This is a genomic window from Longimicrobium sp. (genome assembly GCF_036388275.1).
Classification (GTDB): Bacteria; Gemmatimonadota; Gemmatimonadetes; order Longimicrobiales; family Longimicrobiaceae; genus Longimicrobium.
The window spans coordinates 20,551-41,325 of the sequence record NZ_DASVSF010000076.1; the positions used below are offsets into that span (position 1 = coordinate 20,551).

A 20,775-nucleotide genomic window follows, 5' to 3' on the forward strand; every position below is an offset into this window, starting at 1 on the left:
GTCTCATTCCGGAAGTGCCTTCAACCGAAGGTCTTTGCGTACTTCCGACACCAAAATTGTCACCAACTTCTGCGAAGCGGTGGAAAGCGCCCGGATTTGCTCGCGGGGTGCCGAAGCGGGCGGGTCAATGCGCTTCAGTTGCTCCGTGTAGTCGATCACTGCAGCTGCGCCCCGCGCATCCGCCCAGAGCACACCGCCGACTGTTACGGCAACTGCCCTGTTCCACTCTTCGGCGGCGGTGGCGACCGCCTCGGTTGTATCGGCGCCACTCTCTCGCTGATCCACCGCTCGCTGCAAGGCGATGACGACGGCGCGCGCGGTCGTCATCATCTCAACATACCAGTCCAGCCGCCGCTCGATGAGCTTCTGTGCACGAAACCCGTGCACAGCCCGCAGTGATGCGACCCACACAGCCAGCACGGCGGCACTTGGGCCTGCCAGCACCTTCACGAACTCCAATACGAGGTGCCATCCCTCTGGCGGCGGGTTCATCCTTCCTGCTCACCCCTTTCCGCGCCTCTGCGCTTCCTGAAGTCAGGGAATTCCTCTTGGGGCTTCGGCACCTTCATGGCCCGGCTGACGGCTTCCTCAAACGTCAACGGGAGGTGCAATTCGTCGGGCTTGGTTCCGGGTCGCTGTGGCCCGGCATCGTCATTTCGTCTGAATTGCGCTTTCACGATTCGCCTCTCCGTGGAAATCCAGCAGACCGCGGACTACGAACCCAGCCATCGTAATCCATTCTCAGCGCGACAGACCCGGGCTTGCCCTTTAGCACTCCGGATACGGGCGTCGGGCGATAGACCTTGGCGATGAATGGAGCATCGTGTTCAGCTATGAAAGTCTCTATTTTCTGGCGAGTATTTACGAAGTTACGGGCAAGGTCAATGGCCCTCACATGCCCGCCAATCAGGTTTAGAAACCGCGCGGACGAGCACATCACGGCTGCAAGCTCAATCGGGACGTGGAGCACGTCCTTGTCGGCCGCCAAGATGATCCAGCCCCGGTCGGCCACTTCTGGGATCCATTCCTCATCCGGCGCGTCGTCCGCAAAGTGGTCCGCGTGAACATGAACCGGCAGGCCATTGCGCCGTAAGTACTCCGGAAAGTCGTACCTACCCAGATTGCGGTCTGTGAAATACTGGTTCAAATCACGCTGCCTTCTCAAAAACCAAGGCGTCCGCGATCTTATCAGCAGATAGGCCATAATCGTGAGCAAGGTGCTCAACCGTCTCCCCGGCGTCTACTCTTCGAACGAGAATCGAGGTGGTAATCCCAGAACCGTTGATGATGGGCCGACCAAAGGAAATGCGCGGATCAATGACTACAGACTGCGACTCGATCTGGGCTTCACTGAGAAACGGGAATAGGCGTAGCGGGATGTGCCTATCGTCCCGCTCCACCCGCCGTAGATACATCTCCAGCACGCGCCGAATCGCAATTTGCCCCGAGCGGCTCAGGCTGATCAGGTGTCCATAGTGGTCAAGAAATACTTCCCCTGCGCCCGTCAACAGGGAATCACTCAGTAGCACATGCTCTATACCGAGCTTGTTCTCGGCGTAATCTAGTGCGGACCGCACCGCGTGCAGGGCGATGCCGTGCTCGGTGCGAAGCGCCCGAAGTACGTGGGCTTCGACAAGGTTCAGGAAAGAGAGCCGACACCCCTCCTCGTCGGCCGGATTGATGAGCCGCTTGAACGAACCAGGGCCGCCCTGTTGACGCGGGTAAGTGCGCCCCGCGAACCATGACCGGAGGGTAGCCGCAGGTACGTGAAGGTAACGCGCCGCATCTGAGATGCGGTACGCGGGTAGGTCGCGGGGATCGCGCCCGCCATATATCGATCGTCGCATCAGCAGACAAAGGTGCGGGGCGAGCAAAAAACTACGTATAATATAGCAGCATTTTCCGCTCCGCCAGTATGACGGTACTGCCGAGTCCCAGTCTATCGCCGCCTCGGCGGACTCAGACGGGGATCATCGCGCTGGGCAGCAAGAGCCGCTTCCGCGTCAGGCGCTTTCCGTCAGCCATCTGGATAGCCTGCCGGACGCGCTCGCCGTCTGTGGTCTGCCGCGTGTTGTGCAGAAACTCCATGTGAGTCACGTAGCGGTGCAGGTGCTGGCGGACATCCGGTGATGGATGCCATAACGGAGCGCTCCAGACGGGCGAAGAACCCTTTCGCGCTGTTCGTCGTCACGTCACCGCGAGCGTATTCCTTTTCGCTGTGGTTCACCGTCTCGACCGGCGAAGCCCTTGGCGACAGCCTTGTATCCTGCGTGGGGGCGCAGGGTGATCGTCCGACCGTAGTCCGGCACCTCGGGCACGTGCCTGCGCACGTCATCGTCCAGCGACAGCCTGCCTTCCGCCGCAGCAGCACGACGGCCGCGGCGGTGAACTGCTTGGACACCGACCCCGCCTCGAACACGGTTTCGGGCGTGTTGGGCACGTCGTGCTCCAGGTTGGCCATGCCGTAGGCGCGGGCCAGCACCGTCCGGCCGTTCTCCGCCACGCCGACGGCGCACCCGGGCGCGTTCGGCGCCGCGTATCGCGCGAAGAAGGAGTCCACTCGCGCCGCCTGGCCGAACAGGGCACCGGGGGCGAGGACCAGGACCAGGACGGTCGCGGGAAGACGAGATGGGATCATCGGACGAGGCGGTGGGGGCGATGGAGGGCGGCTCAGTACAGGGCCAGCAGGCGCGCCGGGCCGCCGGTGCCGCCCGCGTGCTTGGGGGCCCCGACGATGATCACCGCCCCGGACGGCGGCACCCGGTCCAGCGACGCGACGTTCTCCAGCCCGTAGCGCCTCGCCCCCAGCAGCACGTGGTGCGCGTCGTAGGTGGCGGAGGGGCCGAAGTCCAGGCTCAGCGTGTCGGTGGCTGCACCCGCAACCTCGCGCTCGTGCACCAGGAACTCCGCCGCCTCGCGGCTGAAGCCGGGGGCGTGCATCACTCCCATCGCGTCGGCGTTCAGAAAGCGGCCGGGCTGGCCCAGCCGCGCCTCCCACCCGGAGTGCAGCGCCACGACCGCACCCGCCGGAATGCGCCCGTGCCGCCGCTCCCACTGCGCCAGGTCGTCCACCGTGAGCAGCGCATCCTCGTCGCGCGCCGCGCGCTCGGCGATGGAGACGACGGCGAGGGGCGCCACGAAGCGTCCCACCGGCAGCACGTCCGTCGTGGCGCCGTCCGCGAAAAAGTGCGCGGGGGCGTCCAGGTGCGTTCCCGTGTGCTCCGCATAGGCCACCTCGCCGGCGGAGAAGCCGTTCGCCTCCACCGAGAACAGGCGCGTGGAGCGGAAGGGGCGGTACGCGGGAAAGACGGGAAAGTCCGGCGTCAGCGTGTGGGTGAGGTCGCACACGCGCCGCAGCCGCCCCAGCGCCTCGGGCGGAACGGCGAGCGCGGCGTCGTGGCGGTCATCCGCACGGTCGGATGCGGCAGGGATCGAGCGGAGCAGCTCCGGGCAGCACATTGAGAATATCTCCACGGGACGGTGCGGCGCCGCGAGCCCCATCGGCCGCGGCGCACGCTGCGAATCTCGTGCAGCGGGGCCCGCCGCTCAACCCCGGGCGGAAATCTCGGCCCAGGCGCGCTCCGCCTGCAGCAGGTGGCGGTGCTGGTGGCGCGGAAGAATGGTGAGCGCCGAGTAGACGCTGTACTTCAGCTTGTCGCTGAAGGGCGAGCCCACCTTCAGCCTGTGGAGCGGCATTCCTTCGGACCGGCGGATCATCTCCTCCTGCTCCCGCTGCAGCCGCTCGAAGGTGGCGATGATGTCCGCCGCCGGCTCCGTTCCCGTGGGGATGAACGCCGCCGTCGTCTTCGCCTTGCCACCCTTTCCCGGCTCCAGCACCCGCCAGATCAGCCATCCCAGGAAGTCGCGACGGAAGCGGGCCGGGGCACCGGTGCGCGGAGCATCCGCGAGGATCGCGGCGATCTTCGGCATGTAGGCCTGCGAGGTGAGGTTCAGGTGGGCGATGCACTCCCCCACCGACCAGCGCTCCGGCCCGGGCCGTTCGGCCCAGCGCTCGGCGGGGATGGTGTCGGCCAGGCGGCGCAGGCGCTCGCTGGCGGAGTGGAGCTCGTCGATCACGGCCTGCAGCTGGGGATTCATGCGGCTTCTCCGAAGGAAAGCGGAGGGACGGGGACCGGAAGCGTGCACGTTCGGCGTCGGGGCGGCGCGGCGCCATCGGCAGCTGCCGGACGCGGCGCGGGGAAATGCCTCACGCGAGCCGCAACCTTGCGTCCGCCCGCCCAAGCTGCAAGCGGTGAAAGGCGGGACAGGCGAAATCGCGCCAAGTGTGCTATATTATCCGCAGCAGGCGGCGTTCTTGTTTCTACGAACGCTGACGATATTCCCTTTTCCGGAGGTTTCGGTGTCCCCAATTGATCTAGCGGCCGAGATGGCGGCGGCGCGCAAGCGCCGGGATGATTTGACGCAGCGCCAGCTTCGCGAGGCCCGTGCACGGGCCATCCGCGCCACGGTGCGCCCCGGCTCGTCGCGCACCGAGATCGAGGAGTGCGCCCGCAGCTTCTATCCCAAGCTGAATCCCGTCCTGCTGGAAGAGGCGATCGAGCTGGTGTGCGAAACGCCCCGCGACACCCTGCCGCTGACCACGCCCGTCACCGGCTGATTCGCTCCACGCCGGACGCAGTGGGTTCCGGGGGCCGGACCGCGCACGCGGTCCGGCCCCCGGGCCGTTCCAGCCCACTTCCCCGGTGCGCATTCCCTAGCTACATTGGATTGAGAACGATTCTCAATCGCGCAGAGACATGACCCAGACGCCCCACGCCGCGCTTGCGGCGACGGACACCTTCCGGCAGATCAGCGAGACGGAGCGCGGCGAGCGCGCCCGGCGTGCGGCCGCGGGCGCTCTGGTGCTGAGCGCGGTGGAGCGGGCGGGCGAAGGCGCCGCGGACGAGTTCACACTGCGCCGCGCGTCGGCCGAAGTGGCGGCGCTGGACCCGGGCGCCGAGCGCACCATCCTCCTGCGGATCGTGCGGGTGCTGGAAGACGCGGCTCCCGCCTCGCGGCTGGCGGGCGCGCTGGTGAGCTACGCCTGCGAGCTGGAGACCACGCGCCGCCTGCCGGAGGCGAACGCGGCCGTGTCGCTGGCCTTCGCCCTGGACGTGGCCAGCGGCGCCACGGCGCTCCACGCGGCGCGCCTGGCGCGCAAACTGGGCGACGCCGAGCGGGCGCTGGCGCTGTATTGCGCGGCCCGCGACCTGGAGGGCGGCGACGGGCAGATCGCGCGGCTGGCGGCCATCGGCGAGGCGGTGGTCTCCCCCGGGGCCGAGGCGGCGCTGGGACGGGTGGTTCGCCGCGCGCTGACGGCGGGCGACGCCGAGTCGGCGGGCGTAGGGCTGGAGGAGCGGGCCCGGCTGCGGCGCGGGCGGGGAGACCGCAAGGGCGCCGCGCGCGACCTGGCCGTGGCCGCCGCGCGCTACACCGATCCCGTGGACCGCGCCCGCGCCTGCCACGAGCTGGCCGGCGCCGCGCTGGCCGCGGGAGACGTAGGCGCCGCGCGTGAGGCGCTGCTGATCGCGCTCGCCTGGGGAGACGCGCCGCAGAAGGACCACGCGCGCACCCGGCTGCACACTCTGGCGCGCGACGGTGGCGACCAGGTGGGCATGCGGCGCTGGCGCTCGTTCAAGCGCCCGTCGCTAGTTTCGCTCTCCGCCCATCGCGCGGCCGCGGACGGCCGGTCGCTGGCGCCGCGCCTGCTGGCCTGGCGCGAAAGCATGGGCGAACGCGCCACGCCGTAGCGGCGCGAGCGGAGACGACGAAGGGGCTGCCTCGACGGGCAGCCCCTTCGTGTTTTTCGGAAACCGCGGGCTACTTGCCCGTGTACATGCCCATCCCGTAGTGGCAGTCGTCCCTGCAGGTGGCCATAGACACCTTTACGGTGATGGTCGTGGTTTCCTCCGCTTCGAGCACCACCATGGGCGTGTCGTCCAGCTCCACGTCGGACTCCAGCTCGTCGCCGTCCTCGTCGGTGATGACGATGTCCAGGTCGCTGCAGTTCTCGTCGCACACGCCGACGAAAATGTAGGTGTGCCCGGCCCGCACCCGCAGTTGGAACTCCTCGTCCTGGTCCTCCTCCAGGTGGCCGAACACCGGGCCGCGGGCCTCTTCAAAGTCCCCGTTCTCCACCAGCGTGGTGGCCGAATCCAGCAGCACCCGCACCAGGCCCTGCCCCTGCTGGGCCGGGGCGGGCGTGGCGCAGAACAGGGCGGCGCAGGCCAGGGCCAGCGCGAGGGGCTTCAGCTTCATAAGCCGGGAATCTCGGGAGCGGGAAGGCGCGTAACGACGCCGAAACAGCACCATAGAAACGCTGATGCTTCAGCTACGGATGCTAGCCACGGGCCCAGCGCGCGGCAAGGACCGCCGCGGGCCCCCGCGTGCCCCCGACTTTCCGTATTTTCCGCCCCACGTTGTCATAGGCGCCATCCCCGCCCGCATTTCTTGACCCCATCCCGGCCCGCCGCTATACTGTCCGCTCACCTTCCAGGCATCACCCCAGGCGGGAAATGCTCCCAACCCAAGCACTGCAGGAGCCGGCGGGGGATGCCGGGGGTGAGGTCGTGCTGGAACGGATGGCCCTGTTCGTGGTCGGCGAGCACCGCTTCGGCGTGGGCATCGACCGCATCCGCGAGATCATTCCGGCGCGGCCGTACACGCCGCTGCCGGGAAGCGGAAGCCACGTATGCGGCCTGATCAACCTGCGCGGGCGCATCGTGACGGTGGTGGATTTGGGCGCCCGTCTGCACCTTCCCCCCGCGTCGGCCAACCCGGACCACAGCATCGTCATCGTGGAACACCGGGGAAAGCTGGCCGGACTTGCGGTGGAAGAAGTTTCCCGGATCGTGAACGTTGACCCGGCGGCGCTGGCCGACGCGGCGGATTCGCTCCGCGCGCTGCGCATCGACCGGTCGTACCTGCGCGGGGTGGGAGAGGTGGACGGCGAGGTGTTCGTGGCCGTAGACCCCGACGAAGTGATCTCCCCCATCCTTTCCGCCTGAATCGCCCCACCCCTGGACACCTGAACGGACGCTCATGAGCCAGACCGTGCTGATCTGCGACGACGCCATCTTCATGCGCACCATGATCGGCGACATCCTCACCCAGGCGGGCTTCACGATCGTGGGCGAGGCCGAAACCGGCGTCCAGGCCGTGGAAAAGTACCGCCAGTTCAAGCCCGACCTGGTGACGATGGACATCGTGATGCCCGACATGGGGGGCATCGACGCGGTCCGCGAGATCGTGAAGGAATCTCCCGACGCCAAGATCCTCATGTGCAGCGCCATGGGGCAGCAGGCGCTGGTCATCGAGGCCATCCAGGCGGGCGCCCGGGACTTCGTGGTGAAGCCGTTCCAGCCTTCGCGCGTGCTCGAGGCCGTGCAGCGGGTGCTGGGATAGGAGAGTACCAAGTGCGGAGTACCCAGTGCCAAGTACGCGAGCACACTTGATACTGGGTACTTGGCACTAGGTACTCCCTCACCGGGCCTCTCCCCACGATGGAACTTTCCCAGTACGCCGAGCTCTTCCTGAGCGAGTCGCGCGAGCACGTCTCCGCGATCAACCACCTGCTGCTGGCGCTGGAGGCGGACCCGCGCTCGCGCGAGCCGGTGGAAGGGCTGTTCCGGGCGGTGCACACCATCAAGGGGATGTCGGCCACCATGGGCTACCGCGCCGTGGCGGAGCTGGCCCACGAGATGGAAAACCTGCTGGACGGCGTGCGCCAGGGCCGCGCCACCCCCGGCGGCGACCTGGTTGACACGCTCTTCGCCGCCTGCGACGCCCTGGAGCGCGGCATCGAGCTGGCCGTGGAAGAGGGCGACGACGAATCCGTCGTCGCCCCCGTCGTGTCCCGCCTGCGCGCCCTGGCCGGCCTGCCAGCCGCGGAGCCGGAGCCGGCCCCCGCGGCCGCCTTCTCCGGGTCGTTCGCCGATGCCCCGGACGCGCCCGCGGGGGCCGTGCGGGTACGGTTCACGGTGGATCCGGCTTCGCCTCTCCCGGGGGTGCGCGCCTTCATGGCGCTGCGCGCTGCGCGCGGGCTGGGCGAGGTCTCCGGGCTGGAGCCTTCCGAGGCCGCCATGCAGGAGGACGGCTTCGCCGGCACCGTCCGCCTGGTGCTGCGCTCCGAGAAGACGGACGCAGAGATCGAGGTGGCGCTGCTGGCCGCGGGCGAGATCAGCGAGGTGGAGATCCGCCGCGGGCTGGCCGACGCGCCCGCATCTCCGTCCGCGGACGAGGTGCTGTCCGAGACGCCGGGGGAGGAAGCGGCCGAGCGGGCGGGGGCGGCGGGGCGGGCGCGCAACATCCGGGTAGACCTGAAGCGCCTGGACGCGCTGGTCAACGGCGTCGGCGAGCTGGTGATCGTCCGCGACCGCATGCGGCGGCTGGCGGGCCAGGCCGAGCCCGAGCTGGCCGAGACCATCGACCAGGCAGGGCGGCTGATCGGCGAGCTGCAGGACGAGATCATGCGGGCGCGCATGGCGCCGGTGACGCAGGTGTTCGACCGCTTTCCCCGGCTGGTGCGCGACGCCGCCCGGTCGCTGGGGAAAAAGGTGGACTTCGTCATCGAGGGCAAGGAGATCGAGCTCGACCGCTCCATGCTCGACGAGATCGGCGACCCCGTGGTGCACCTACTGCGCAACTCGCTGGACCACGGCATCGAGTCGCCCGCCCAGCGGCGCGCGGCGGCCAAGCCCGAGACCGGCACCCTGCGCCTGTCCGCCGCCCGCGAGCGCAGCCGCATCGTCATTCGCGTGGAAGACGACGGGCGGGGCGTGGTGCGCGAGCGGGTGCTGGCCAAGGCCATGGCCAACGGCATGGTCACGCCCGACGAGGCGCGCGGGATGACGGACGAGGAAGTGTATCGTCTTCTTACGCGCCCCGGCTTCTCCACCGCCGAGACGGTGACGGACGTCTCCGGGCGCGGCGTGGGATTGGACGTGGTGGCGACCCGTGTGCGCGCGCTCGGGGGGATGCTGGAGATCGAGAGCGAGCCGGGGCGCGGCACGGCGATGACGCTGCAGCTTCCCGCCACGCTGGCCATCGTCCGCGCGCTCCTGGTCCGCCAGTCCGGCGAAACCTACGCGCTGCCGCTGACGCACGTGGGCGAGACGGTGCACCTGCTGCCGGAAGAGGTGGGCGCGGTGAACGGCCGGACGGTGGCCTTCCTGCGCGACGAGGTGATTCCCCTCCATTCGCTGCGGCGGCTGCTGAGCACCAACGGCGCCGGGCCCGACACCGGAAAGCGGCCGGCGGTGATCCTGGAGGTGGGCGAGCAGCGGGTGGGGCTGGAGGTAGACCAGCTGCTGGGCCAGCAGGAAATCGTGGTCAAGGCGTTCGACGCCACGGCCGACACGCTGAAGCTGTTTTCGGGCGCGACGATCCTTTCCGACGGGCGCCCGGCGCTGATCCTGGACGCCGGCTCGCTGCTGGGCGCCGCGGCGCTCACGGCGTAACGCGCTGAACTTTCCTCCGACGACGAAACGGACAGGGTCCGATGACGCTCGACCTGCGGGAACTGGGAGCCGTTCAGCTCGACGGCCTGCGCGAAGTGTCGAACATGGGCGCGGGACACGCGGCCACGGCGCTTTCGCAGATGACGAACACGCGCATCATGATCAACGTCCCCCGCCTGACGGTGGTGCCGTTGGAAGAGGTGCCCGACGTCATCGGCAACCCCGACGAGGTGGTGGCCGCGGTGCTGATGCACATGCTGGGCGACCTGACGGGGCGCACGCTGCTGATCTTTCCTCGCAACGCCGCCATGCGCCTGGCCGAGATGCTGCTGCGCCGGCCGGAGGGGAGCGCGCACGTCTTCGGCGAGCTGGAGCAGAGCGCCATCAAGGAGGCGGGCAACATCCTGTCGGCGGCGTACATGAACGCCATCTCCGACTTCATGGGGCTGATGCTGCTGCCCAGCGTGCCGTCGCTGGTCATCGACCTGTGCGGCGCGGTGATGACCACGGCGTACACCAACTTCGGGCACGAGCGCGACGTGGTGTTCTGCATTCAGACCGAGTTCGCCATGAACGGCGAAGACCGGGTGAACGGCCAGTTCCTGCTGCTGCCCGACGTGGAGTCGCTGCAGAAGATCCTCGAAAGCATCAGGCTCGCCTGACGTGACGGATACCACCGCACCCGAAGCGGCGGCCCGCCCGCCCCACTCGGAGCGGGATCTCCGCATCCTGCGCGGCTTCGCGCAGCGCATCGACGCGGCCGATGCCGGCGCGCACAACAACCTCGGCGTCCTGTACTTCAACAAGGGAATGTACGAGGAGGCGATCGGCCAGTTCCAGCGGGCGCTGGCCATCGATCCCAAGATGCAGGTGGCCCAGCGAAACCTGGAGATCGCCTACTTCAACACCGGCTACTACGACCGGCTGATCAGCGAGCTTCGCGAGCGGCTGCGCGAAGACCCCACCGACGCCGGCGCACGGCGCCGCCTGGCCCAGGCCTACCTGCACACCGGCGACAGCGCGGGCTCCGTCGCCGAGCTCAAGCGCGTCCTGGCCCAGCACCCCGACGACCTGGCTACGCTCATCGCGCTGGGCCAGGCCGAAAAGGCCGGCGGGCACTTCGAGGCGGCCATGGAGTGGTTCCAGCAGGCCGTCCGCCGCGACCCCGGCAGCGCCGTCCTCCACTTCTCCCTGGGCGAGCTGTACTACAACCGCGGCCTGAACGAAGAGGCGCTGCGGGCGCTCACCCGCGCCATCGAGCTGAACCCCGACCTGGCCGACGCCCACTACGTCCTGGCCTTCGTGTACGGCGACATGGGCGACATGGAGCGCGCCTCCGCCAGCTCGCGCCGGGCCACGCAGCTCAACCCCAACTACGCCAAGGCCCAGACCAACCTGTCGCTGGACCGCTACTCGTCGGCCCGGTACCAGGAGATGGTGGGCGGCCGGGTGCGCCGCCCCGAGGTGGCCGCCGACGGGGTGCTGGCGCACTACAACCTGGGCATCGCCTTCCGCCAGAAGGCGCTGTACGAAGAGGCGCTGCGCGAGTTCACCCGCGCGCTGGACGCCGGCGAGGAGCCTTCGCTCACCCGCCAGGCCATGGCCGAGGTCTACCTTCTCCAGGGCAAGGCGGGGCAGGCGCTGGACCTGTACGACCGGCTGCTGGCCGAGGACGAGCGCAGCCCCAAGCTGTGGAACGAGCGCGGCGCCTGCCTTCACCAGCCGGGCGACGTGGGCGGGGCCGAGATCAGCTACCGCCGCGCGCTGGAGGCCGATCCCGGGTACGCGCTGGCGTGGAACAACCTGGGCGTCGTCCGCCTGCACCGCTCGGACCCCGACGGCGCCGATGCGGCGTTCACCGAGGCCGTGCGGCTGCGCCCGGAGTTCGTGGACGCGTGGTGCAACCGCGGGCTGATGTACCTGCGCCGCGGCCGCCACTCGCCCGCGCTGGATGCCTACCGCGCCGCCCTGCGCGCCAACGCCGAGGCGGCGGCCGCGTGGAACGGCGTGGGCGCCGTGCTGATGGAAACGCGGCGCTACGAGGAGGCCCGCAACGCCTTCGTCCGGGCGGTGGAGGGCGACCCCAACCACGCCGAGGCGCGCTACAACCTGTCGTTCGTCCTCAGCAACCTGGGCGACTTCGAGGGCGCGCTGCGCGAAACCAAGCGCGCGCTGGAGCTGAACCCGTACTACACCACGCCCCGCTACAAGCTGGCGATCGACCTGCAGTTCGAGTACGCCGAGGTGCTGGCGCCCGAGCTGGACGCCGCCGAGCGCATCAGCGGCGAGGAGCGGGGGGTGGAGGCGTTCACCTTCGAGGAGGGCGCCCTCGACAGCATCTTCGCCGAGCTGCAGCCCGTCGCCGCCCCCGCGGCCCCGGCCCCCGCGGCCGACGCGTTCGCCCTGGCCGAGGACTACCTTTCCAAGGGGCTGCTGGACCGCGCCCTGGCCGAGATCCGCCGGGCTGCCGTGGGCGGCGCCAACCCCGTGCAGGCCGCGCTGCTGACCGCGCGCATCTTCTTGCGCCAGGGGCTGGACGGCGAGGCGCTGGAGCGCTTCGACGCCGCGCTCATTCGGCTGGAGGGGCAGGCGTGGACCCCCGATCACGCCCGCGTCCTGGGCGGCCGCGCCCGCGCGCTCCTGCGACTGGGCCGGCTGGCGGACGCGCGCGAGGCGGCCGAGACCGTGCTGGAGCACGTGGAGGACGACGGCGAGACGCTGCAGGTGCTGGGCGAGGTGCTGCTCCTGCAGGGCGAGGCCGTCGGGGCCGTGCGCGTCTTTTCCCAGGCCTGCGCGCTTGCCCCCCGCGATCCCTCGCTCCTCCGCCACCTGGGCCGCGCCGCGCTGGCCGCCGGCCGGGCCGACGACGCCGAGCGGGCGCTGCGGCGGGCCGTGGCGCTGGACCCCGACTTCGTGGCCGCGCACGTGGAGCTGGGTCGGCTCCTCCTTTCCGCCGGCCGCGTGGAAGAGGCGGTGGTGGAGTGCCGCGCCGCGCTCGACGTGCTGCCCACGTACAGCGAGGCCGCGCTTCTCCTCGCCATGGCCCTGCGCCGCGCCGGGCGACCGGGCGAGGCGGTGGGCACGCTGATCGACCTGCTGGGCGGCGATCCGTACCACATGGAGGGGCTGGTGCTGCTGGGCCAGGCGCTGGCCGACGAGGGGCGGCGCGACGACGCGCGGCGGGCCTTCGGGCGGGTGCTGAAGTTCGACGCGGGGCGGGTGGACGCGCACTTTCACCTGGGCGTGGTGGCCGCGGCCGACCGGCACTTCCGCGAAGCCATCGAGCACTGGCGCCGCGTGGTGGACGAAGACCCGCGCGGCCCGTTCTCCGAGGCGGCGCGCGACAACATCGCCACGGCCCTGGACGTCGCGCGCGTGTTCCGCACCGAGACGGCGGGGGTGTAGCGCATGGCCATCGAAGGGCCGCTCCGCGAGCTGGCGCTGACCGACGTCTTTCAGCTGCTGGACCTGTCGCGCAAGACGGGCACGCTCACCATCACCCCCGAAGACGGGCGCAGCCGCCCCGCGCTGGTGCGCTTCGACCGCGGCGCCGTCGTCGCGGCCGAGCTGGGGCACGCGCACGAGCGATTGGGCCACCTGCTGCGGCGCGCCGGCAAGGTGACCGAGGCGCAGATCGAGGCGGCCCACCTGGCGCAGAAGTACGCGCCGGGGCGGGGTCTCGGGGCGATCCTGGTGGAGCAGGGCGCGGTGTCGGCCGACGAGGTGCGCCGGCAGCTGAAGTTCCAGATCCAGGAGATCGTCTTCGAGCTGATCCAGTGGAAGGACGGCTACTTCCGCTTCGAGGAAGGCACCGTCACCGCCAACGGCAACGTGCCGGTGCGGGTGAGCACCGAGTCGCTGCTGATGGAGGCGGCGCGGCGGGTGGACGAGTGGTCCACGCTGGAAACCAAGATCCCGCACATGGGGGTGATCCCCGTGTTCGTGATGGACTCGCCCGACGGGCCCACGCTGGACCTGCACCCCAAGGAGTGGGAGGTGCTGGCCGAGATCGACGGCACCCGCACGCTGAAGGAGATCGCCCAGACGCTGGGCCGGGCAGACTTCGACGTCGCCAAGATCGCCTACGGCCTGGTGGCCACCGGCGTGGCCGACATCCGCGAAGAGCCGGCGGAGCGCGTGCTCACTCCCACCGCCGGGGGGTTGGACCGTCCGCTGCGCGACGCCCTGGGCGAGGCGCAGCTGGCCCTGGCCGACGGGGCCGCGGACCGCGCGCGCCGCGTGCTCGACGAGCTGGCCCGCGCGCACCCGGACCGGCCGGAGGTCTACACCCTGCTGGCCGAGGCGCAGCGCCGGCTGGGCCGCTGGGGCGAGGCCATGATCTCGCTGGGCCGGGCCGCCGCGCTGGATCCCCTGGCCGGGCCGGTGCACTACCAGATGGGCTTCGCCGCCGCGCACACGGGCGACCTTCACCGGGCCCGCGAGGCGTGGGACACCTACCTGCGCCTGGACGACGCCGGCGACGCGCCCCGCCGCCAGCGCGCGGCCCGCGCCCGCGACGCGGCCGACGCGCTGCTCTCCGTCATGGGCGAGGAGGGCCAGTGAGCGCCTCCGCGACGCAGGTGCACCAGTGGAGCGAAGAGGTGGCCGCCGACCGCGGCTCGCTCTCGTTCCTGCCGCTGGCCCGGGCGTACCGCGAGCAGGGGCGCCGCGAGGCAGCGCAGAAGCTGTGCATCCGCGGGCTGGAGCGGCACCCCGACAACGTCGACGCGCACTACCTGCTGGGGCTGCTGTACCGCGAGGGCGGCGACACCGTCAAGGCGTTCGACGAGTGGGACATTGCCCTGGCGCTTTCGCCCGAGCACGCGGGCTCGCGCCGCGAAATCGGCCTGCTGTGCCACGCCCAGGGCGACTGGGGCGCGGCCGTTCGGCATCTGGAAAAGGCGCTGGAGCTGGACTCCTTCGACCAGGAGGTGCGGTCCGCGCTCGAGGACGCGTGGGCCCGCCGCGACGGCGGTGCGCCGTCCGCTTCCGCGCCTGTGGACGCGACACCGCCCGCGCCTCCACCGGCCCCCGCGGCCGCTCCCCCCGTGGACGCCGTTCCCCCGGCGCCCGCGGCCCCGCCAGCGCCTTCGACCGACGCGGCGGACCCGTTCAGCGTGGTGATGAACGAGTTCCACGCCATCGCGGGCGAGCGGGGGATCGCGGGAGCGGTGCTGCTGGACGACCAGGGGTTCGTGCTGGCGGGGGAGATCCGCGTGGGCGGCACGGACCGCGCGCCGGACGTGGCCGCCGTCCTTTCCGGCGCGTCACCCGAGGCCGAACGGGCGCTGCGCCACCTGGGGCTGGGCGGATGGAAGGGCATCCTGGTGGAAACGCCGGAGGCGATCGTCCGCATCGCCCCCGCGGGAGACGGGCTCGTCGCCGTCGCGGGAAGCCGGCAGGTGCCCACGGGATGGGTGCTGCGGGTGGCCGCCCGGGCGCGCGAGTCGGCGCTGAAGTTCCTGGGAGGGGGGGCGTGAGCGCGTTCGGCGAGATGCTGGGGCGCATCAACCGCATCCCCGGCGTCCGCGGCTCCATGGTGGTTGCGGCCGCGGACGGGCTCATCGTGGAAGAGGAGCTGATGGTGGGCGTTCCCGGCCCCGCCGCCGCGGCCCTGGTGGCCTCGCTCTTCCGCCGCGCGCGCCGGTCCGTGCAGGCGGCGGAGTTCGGAAGCGCCTCGTACATGCAGGTGGAGGGCGACGATGGCCTGCTCTTCGCCGCCGCGCCGCCGCAGCTGGGCGACCTGCTGCTGGTGGTGATCGCCGACAGCCGGGTGAACGTGGGGCTCGTACGGCTGGAGGCGCAGAAGGTGGTCGAGGCGCTGGCATGAGGCGCGGCGACCTTGCCGAGTTCGTGGGCGCGCTGGAGGCGCCGGTGGAGCGCTTTGCCCGCGAGGCCGGCCTGCGGCTGGTGCTGCTGATCAACGAGAGCGGGCAGGTGCTGGCGCAGCGGGGATTCGCGCGGGCGCTGGACGTGATGGGGGTGGCCTCGCTCGGGGCCGGCATCCACGCGTCGTCGCGCGCGCTGGCGCAGATGCTGGGGGAGGCCGGCTTTGCCCACCTTCACCAGGGGGGCGCGCAGTCGCAGGTGTTCATCGGCCCGTTCCGCACCCCGGCGGAAAACCTGATCGTCATCGCCGTCTTTGGCGAAGACTCGTCCATCGGGCTGGTGCAGGTGTTTTTCGCCGAGTTCACGGGGCAGGTGGCGCAGCTGCCCGGGTGGAACGTGGTGAGGCCCACGGCCGACGCGCGCGCCTTCGAGCGCGACCTGAATGCCGGCGTGGAGAACGTGTTCAGCGGCCAGGTCCGCCCGAGCGATCCCTGAGGAACCATGTCGCTGGTCAACTACAGCACCCGCGAGATCACGTCCAAGATCGTGTACTACGGTCCTGGGCGAAGCGGCAAGACCACCAACCTCCAGTACATCCACGGCCAGGTGCCCGAAGACCGGCGCGGCCGCATGGTGTCGCTCGCCACCGAGACGGACCGCACGCTCTTCTTCGACTTCCTGCCGCTGGACCTGGGCACCATCTCCGGGTTCCAGACGCGGTTCCAGCTGTACACGGTTCCCGGGCAGGTGTACTACGATGCCACCCGCAAGCTGGTGCTGCAGGGGGCGGACGGCGTGGTGTTCGTGGCCGACAGCCAGCGCGCGCAGCGCGACGAGAACGTGGAAAGCTTCCGCAACCTGCAGGTGAACCTGCTGGAGCAGGGAGTAGACCCGCGGACGATTCCCATCGTGCTGCAGTACAACAAGCGCGACCTGCCGGACGTGATGTCGCTGGACGAGATGGACGACCTGCTGAACTACCGCGACCTGCCGCGTTTCGAGGCCGAGGCGTTGAGCGGGGACGGCGTATTCCACACGCTCAAGGGGATCAGCGAGCTGGTGCTGCGGCGGCTTTCGCAGCGGTTCGGGCGGACGGTGACGGCGGCGGGGTAACTGCGGTCACTACGGTCGGGACGGTAACTACGGTCACCACGGTCGGGAGGGTGACTGCGGCCCTCGTCAATGCGAACGGCACCTGTCCAGGCGGATGGGTGCCGTTCTGGTCCTCGGCGATGCCCCGGCCTCGGCTGTGCTGGGGCGAATGAATTCGCGGCTTCGCGGCAACAACGGCCCGAAGTCCGCCTTCGCGGACTGCATGCGCAGTCGAGCGCACGACATCCGCCCAGTCGCGAGGGCTTGTCATCCTGAGGCGCAGGCGCACCGAACCCTCCCGTACGACAACCTTCGCGCGCCGAAGGATCTAGCCGCGGGTGCCTCGACGCTCGGGCGCGGCAGCGGGCACACAGTTGAGGCCTCGGCCCTGCGCCCGGCGGTTGAAAGCGCAGCTGGCACATCACGAAGTCCGCCTTCGCGGACTGCACGCGTGCTTCAGTGCACGCGGCCTGCCGAAGCGCAATTCAGGTCTCCCCCTCCCCTGCGAAGCGGGGGAAGGGGGGCCGGGGGGAGGGGGCTCCCAGAGGCATGCACCGGTGCCGATCGAACCGCAATCGAATTCTCCCCTCTCCGCATGCGCAGCATGCGGGGAGGGGCCGGGGGAGGGGCCACCCGGGGCATGCACCGGCGCCCATCGAAACGCCCCACCATCCCCCATCCGCGCCGAGACCGAGGCCCACGCATCCGTGCCGCTGCCGCGCCCAAGCTTCAAGGTGCCCCAGGCAAGATCCTTCGGCCCGCCAAGGATGTGCTCGGGGCTGGTCTGACGCGCTTGGGCCTCTGGATGACAGATGGCTGGCTCCCAACTCCCGCGCAGTTTGCGAGGGGCCCCCTCCGGCCCGTGGCTTGCGACGTCCCGGTTCCCAGACGGATGACGGAAACCCTGACAGGAGGCGCAGATGCAGGATCGTGAAGCCCAGAGCGAGGTGAACCCCGGCCGCGTGGAGCGCGGCCTGGACGCGGCGCCCACGCAGGGCGCGGAGAACAGCGAGAACGAGGGGCTGCGCGGCGGGCCCGTGAGGGAGCGCGAGCGGGAAGACGGCGGGCAGATCACCCCGCGCGAGGCGTTCGACGGGCCGGGGCAGGTGGGCCGCGAGAACATCCTGAACGGCAGCCGCTCCGGCGGAATGGAGAACCGTCCGGGCGACCGCAGCGATCCCATGCCGGGAACTTCGGGCAGCGCGCGCCCGGCCCCGCGCGAAGACCCCGCGTCAGGCGGCGGCCTCAGCTAAAGCTAAACGGCAACTGCGGGTCTCACACGGAGGGCACGGAGGTCACGGGGGAACGGCGGAGGGCTCCGTTGTTTCCTCCTCTGTGCCCTCCGTGCCCTCCGTGTGATGCCTTCTTTTCCGTTCAGGTAATCACGTTCCAGACCGCCCGCGCCGCCAGGTACGCCAGGATGCCGATGCCGCCCAGGATCACGACGAGGGCGACGATCACCGCGCCGACCACGGACTTGCTGGAGCGGCGCGTGCTGCCCGGCAGGTCCATCTCCCGCCGCAGCAGCGTCACGTTGCGCGCATTGGCCTTGAACGCCGCGTCGAACAGGTCGCCCAGCACGGGCACCGCCCCCGCCACCGCCTCGACCCCCACGTTCAGCAGCATCCGGATCAGCGTGGGGACGGATGCGCCCAGCCGCGCCGCCTGCACCACCACGTAGGCCGAAACCACGGCGCCCGCCGCGTCGCCGAAGCCGGGGATCAGCCCGATCACGGCGTCCAGCCCGAAGCGCGCCTGCGTTCCGGGTACCCGGATGGAGTTGTCGAGCAGGTGGCTCAGCGCGTCCAGGCGGCGCAGGGCGGTCTGGCGGGCGGGGGTAGGTGCGTCCATGGCGGGCCGGGGAACGGGTGAGCGGTCAGGAGGAGAGCGGATGCATTTCTCCGTCCCACACCAGCTGGAAGGGGCTGGCGCCGGCGGCCACCTCGGCGCGGCGGAAGTAGTTCTGCACGTAGCGCACGCCCTCGATCACCTCGTCCCGTGCGATGTGCGAGTGCCCGAAGACGTGCACCGCCGCGCCGGCGCGCCGCACCTGCTCGTCGATGCCCAGTGATCCGGCCACCAGCGGCAGGCCCTTGAAGCTCAGCGAGTGGACGCGGGGCAGCAGCTCCGGCCGGGGGACGAAGTGCGAAAAGGTGATGGCCGGGGCGTCGTACTCGTGCACGTGCGGCTCGTTCATCGCCAGGAAGAACTGGTCCACCCGCTCCACGTCGTCCGGCCAGCGGCAAAAGTACAGGTCCGACCACGCCTCCAGCTCGGCCTGCACGCCTTCGCCGCGCACGTCGAACGAGGCGTCGTACCACGAGAAGAGCGGCACCACCCACGCGCCGCCCACCCGCGCCGGGCGCGTGCGCACCCCCACCTGCTCGCACACTCGCAGCACTGCGTGGAACTTGTCTACCGACGTGCGCTCCTCCGCCCGCACCCACAGCTCGTGGTTGCCCGGAACGAAGAACACCTCGGCGAAGCGCGACACCAGCAGCTGCAGCGTGTCGCGCAGCACCGCCTCGGAATCTGCCACGTCACCGGCGATGATCAGCGCGTCGCCCCGGTGGCCGTGCCCCACCGCGCGTTCGAGCGCCTCGCGGTTCTCGCGAAAGTCGGTGTGAAGGTCGGAAATCGCGTAGATGCGCATCAGCAGAATCCAAGGAACGTACGGGCCCGATCGCCCCCTCCTCAAAAAGAACGCCCGCCGTCGCGAACGAGGGCGGGCGGACTCACTTCGTGGGGGCGGCGTCGCCCGGTGGCGCCTTTTCGCGGCGCCTGCGGCTGGCCGAGGGGTAGGGCACCTCTCGCGCGTACTCGGCCTGCAGGCGCCGCAGAAGCCAGCGCTCCAGGTCTGCCGCCAGCGCGGGCGGCCGCGACATCCCTCGGAAGACTTCGAATACGGCGCTGATCTCGGCGCTGGCCTTTTCCAGCCCGCGCGGCAGGAGCAGCTTCAGCTGCCCCGCGGTGGGCGCCGCCTCGCCCTCGGCCACCGAAAGCCGCTTCCGCTCCAGGTACAGCTGGCCCATGGCCCGGCGGCTGCGCTCGTGCGGACGCTCGGTTTCGCCGATGATGAACTTGCGCAGCGCCTCGTGCCCCAGGCCCACGCGCTTGGCCGCGGGACGCAGGGACGACTCGAGTACGAGCTCGCGCATGAAGCTGCGCAGCTCTTCGAGTCGCACCGAGCGCCACTCTTCGTCATAGCTGACGGGGGCGCCGGTCTTGCGACCATTTTGTCCACTAAGCGTTTTCGGACACTGGGGATTGTAGAAGCGCGGTCCCCCCAGCGCAAGGCGAGACCCTGCCCCGTGACGCCATCCCGATCAACTCCGTACCAGACGTGGCGTATAACGCCGCGGTTATCGGTTCCGATTGCGTCCGAAGGAGCGGAGAACGCAGGGCTGGAGCGGGGCCGCGCGAGCCCCGCCCACCGCGCGGCGTGCTCAGTCGTCGTCTTCTTCGTCGTCGGACTCGAAGCCCGAGGCTTCTTCCTCGATGCGCTCGGTCAGCCCGCTGCCCCAGGCGCTCTCCAGCAGGCGCCGCACGCGCGGGAAGCGGCGCATGACCTCGGCCATTTCAGGCGTCACGAAGATCTCAAGGACCTCGCTCCGCTTGTAGTCGACGGACTCCTCGTCGTCCAGGAACGCCTTCAGCTCGTCGAGTAGGTCCTTGAAGTCGCTGACCAGCTCCGTGGGAAAGTGGCCTTCGTCCAGCGCCACCGCCGACTCGACCCAGTCGTGCACCTCGGCCACCAGCGAATCGAACCGCTCTTCCACCTTCGAATTGCTCATCCCGGTTACGTCTCTCTTCACGGTTGGGTTGGCGCTCTCGCGCGGCGTCCGCGCCTGGGCCGCCAGGTTTGGTGCCGGGCCGTGTTCGGCGCGGCGGAACACAGCGTAAAGTCCCGTCCCGGCCGGGTCAAGTGCCGTGAAGCAGGCGGCACACGGTTGCCGCCAACGGCCCCTCTCCCGGCCTCTCCCCCGCAAACAGCGCGGGAGAGAGGAGACCTTCGATCGGGGTCCGACAGGGTGTCGGTGAATGCCGCGGATGGGCCCCTCCCCCGGCAAACTGCGCCGGGAGAGGGGGGAACGTCGGTCGGGGTTCGACGGGGTGTCGGTGCATGCCTTGGGAGCCCCCTCCCCCCGGCCCCCGTCCCCCGCTGCGCAGGGGAGGGGGAGACCTGAATTGCGCCCTCCCGCTACCGATTGCATCTCGGTGGCGAGTGGCGTCGCCGCTGCGTTGAGCGGGTGAGCCCGCCGCTGGAAGTGCGGAAAGCCCCGACACAGGCCGCTGGCGCGTCGTCCTGTTCGGAGCTTCACCTGCACGCGCACCGCACCTGCCGGAGCACGATCGAATTCTCCCTTTCCCCTGCGAAGCGGGGGAGAGGGCCGGG

At 70.3% G+C, this 20,775-nt stretch carries 24 protein-coding genes; 13 read left to right on the forward strand and 11 right to left on the reverse strand.

The features are described 5' to 3' along the window. Positions 1–3: 3 nt before the first annotated feature. From VF632_RS15535 to VF632_RS15560, 6 genes are all read right to left on the reverse strand, one after another. Entirely contained in the window at positions 4–450 is a 447-nt protein-coding gene (locus VF632_RS15535) for a hypothetical protein (RefSeq protein ID WP_331023831.1), read from the reverse strand. Positions 451–673: 223 nt separating this feature from the next. Beyond that, a complete protein-coding gene (locus VF632_RS15540; RefSeq protein ID WP_331023832.1) occupies positions 674–1,147 on the reverse strand; it encodes a hypothetical protein in 474 nt (157 codons plus the stop codon). A 1-nt stretch (position 1,148) separates the two neighbouring features. After that, positions 1,149–1,847: a DUF433 domain-containing protein gene (locus VF632_RS15545; protein ID WP_331023833.1), complete on the reverse strand. Its 699-nt coding sequence runs from the start codon at positions 1,845–1,847 to the stop codon at positions 1,149–1,151. 170 nt (positions 1,848–2,017) lie between these two features. Further along, a complete protein-coding gene (locus VF632_RS28265; protein ID WP_414682899.1) occupies positions 2,018–2,638 on the reverse strand; it encodes a serine hydrolase in 621 nt (206 codons plus the stop codon). 32 nt (positions 2,639–2,670) lie between these two features. Beyond that, positions 2,671–3,459, reverse strand: coding sequence for a cyclase family protein (locus VF632_RS15555; RefSeq protein WP_331023835.1), 789 nt, complete (start codon positions 3,457–3,459; stop codon positions 2,671–2,673). Positions 3,460–3,546: 87 nt separating this feature from the next. Continuing rightward, a complete protein-coding gene (locus tag VF632_RS15560; protein ID WP_331023836.1) occupies positions 3,547–4,098 on the reverse strand; it encodes a DinB family protein in 552 nt (183 codons plus the stop codon). Positions 4,099–4,360: 262 nt separating this feature from the next. Between VF632_RS15560 and VF632_RS15565 the strand changes: the two genes are divergently transcribed. Both VF632_RS15565 and VF632_RS15570 read left to right on the forward strand, forming a co-directional pair. After that, a complete protein-coding gene (locus VF632_RS15565) occupies positions 4,361–4,618 on the forward strand; it encodes a hypothetical protein (protein ID WP_331023837.1) in 258 nt (85 codons plus the stop codon). A gap of 139 nt (positions 4,619–4,757) precedes the next feature. Then, positions 4,758–5,750, forward strand: coding sequence for a hypothetical protein (locus VF632_RS15570; RefSeq protein WP_331023838.1), 993 nt, complete (start codon positions 4,758–4,760; stop codon positions 5,748–5,750). Between the two features lie 70 nt (positions 5,751–5,820). Here the strand turns inward: VF632_RS15570 and VF632_RS15575 are convergent, their stop codons facing one another. Next, on the reverse strand, positions 5,821–6,258 hold the full coding sequence (locus VF632_RS15575) for a hypothetical protein (protein ID WP_331023839.1): 438 nt from the start codon (positions 6,256–6,258) through the stop codon (positions 5,821–5,823). A gap of 257 nt (positions 6,259–6,515) precedes the next feature. Between VF632_RS15575 and VF632_RS15580 the strand changes: the two genes are divergently transcribed. The 11 genes from VF632_RS15580 (at position 6,516) to VF632_RS15630 (ending at position 17,632) form a co-directional block, all read left to right on the forward strand. Continuing rightward, a complete protein-coding gene (locus VF632_RS15580; protein ID WP_331023840.1) occupies positions 6,516–7,007 on the forward strand; it encodes a chemotaxis protein CheW in 492 nt (163 codons plus the stop codon). Between the two features lie 34 nt (positions 7,008–7,041). After that, on the forward strand, positions 7,042–7,404 hold the full coding sequence (locus VF632_RS15585; protein ID WP_331023841.1) for a response regulator: 363 nt from the start codon (positions 7,042–7,044) through the stop codon (positions 7,402–7,404). 98 nt (positions 7,405–7,502) lie between these two features. After that, a complete protein-coding gene (locus tag VF632_RS15590) occupies positions 7,503–9,458 on the forward strand; it encodes a chemotaxis protein CheA (RefSeq protein WP_331023842.1) in 1,956 nt (651 codons plus the stop codon). 41 nt (positions 9,459–9,499) lie between these two features. After that, positions 9,500–10,120 (forward strand): chemotaxis protein CheC, encoded by a 621-nt coding sequence (locus tag VF632_RS15595; RefSeq protein WP_331023843.1) that lies wholly within the window; start codon positions 9,500–9,502, stop codon positions 10,118–10,120. A gap of 1 nt (position 10,121) precedes the next feature. Then, positions 10,122–12,863, forward strand: a complete 2,742-nt coding sequence (locus tag VF632_RS15600; protein ID WP_331023844.1) for a tetratricopeptide repeat protein — start codon at positions 10,122–10,124, stop codon at positions 12,861–12,863. Between the two features lie 3 nt (positions 12,864–12,866). Continuing rightward, entirely contained in the window at positions 12,867–14,021 is a 1,155-nt protein-coding gene (locus tag VF632_RS15605) for a DUF4388 domain-containing protein (RefSeq protein WP_331023845.1), read from the forward strand. After that, complete coding sequence (locus VF632_RS15610; RefSeq protein ID WP_331023846.1) at positions 14,018–14,938, forward strand: roadblock/LC7 domain-containing protein; 921 nt, start codon at positions 14,018–14,020, stop codon at positions 14,936–14,938. Before VF632_RS15605 ends, VF632_RS15610 begins: the two co-directional genes overlap by 4 nt. After that, positions 14,935–15,288, forward strand: a complete 354-nt coding sequence (locus VF632_RS15615) for a roadblock/LC7 domain-containing protein (RefSeq protein ID WP_331023847.1) — start codon at positions 14,935–14,937, stop codon at positions 15,286–15,288. Before VF632_RS15610 ends, VF632_RS15615 begins: the two co-directional genes overlap by 4 nt. Next, entirely contained in the window at positions 15,285–15,782 is a 498-nt protein-coding gene (locus VF632_RS15620) for a roadblock/LC7 domain-containing protein (RefSeq protein WP_331023848.1), read from the forward strand. The genes VF632_RS15615 and VF632_RS15620 overlap by 4 nt, the downstream gene beginning before the upstream one ends. A gap of 6 nt (positions 15,783–15,788) precedes the next feature. Then, positions 15,789–16,400 (forward strand): GTPase domain-containing protein, encoded by a 612-nt coding sequence (locus tag VF632_RS15625; RefSeq protein ID WP_331023849.1) that lies wholly within the window; start codon positions 15,789–15,791, stop codon positions 16,398–16,400. Positions 16,401–17,299: 899 nt separating this feature from the next. Further along, positions 17,300–17,632: a hypothetical protein gene (locus VF632_RS15630; RefSeq protein ID WP_331023850.1), complete on the forward strand. Its 333-nt coding sequence runs from the start codon at positions 17,300–17,302 to the stop codon at positions 17,630–17,632. A 121-nt stretch (positions 17,633–17,753) separates the two neighbouring features. On the opposite strand, the gene VF632_RS15635 is transcribed toward VF632_RS15630, so the two are convergent. The 4 genes from VF632_RS15635 to VF632_RS15650 all read right to left on the reverse strand — a co-directional run bounded on the left by VF632_RS15635 (position 17,754) and on the right by VF632_RS15650 (position 20,173). Continuing rightward, complete coding sequence (locus tag VF632_RS15635) at positions 17,754–18,230, reverse strand: DUF4112 domain-containing protein (RefSeq protein ID WP_331023851.1); 477 nt, start codon at positions 18,228–18,230, stop codon at positions 17,754–17,756. Positions 18,231–18,255: 25 nt separating this feature from the next. Next, positions 18,256–19,032 carry a metallophosphoesterase family protein gene (locus VF632_RS15640; protein WP_331023852.1) on the reverse strand — a complete coding sequence of 259 codons (777 nt, stop codon included), beginning with the start codon at positions 19,030–19,032 and terminating at the stop codon, positions 18,256–18,258. An 82-nt stretch (positions 19,033–19,114) separates the two neighbouring features. Beyond that, a complete protein-coding gene (locus tag VF632_RS15645; RefSeq protein WP_331023853.1) occupies positions 19,115–19,564 on the reverse strand; it encodes a hypothetical protein in 450 nt (149 codons plus the stop codon). Between the two features lie 261 nt (positions 19,565–19,825). After that, positions 19,826–20,173 (reverse strand): hypothetical protein, encoded by a 348-nt coding sequence (locus VF632_RS15650; RefSeq protein WP_331023854.1) that lies wholly within the window; start codon positions 20,171–20,173, stop codon positions 19,826–19,828. Between the last annotated feature and the right edge of the window lie 602 nt (positions 20,174–20,775).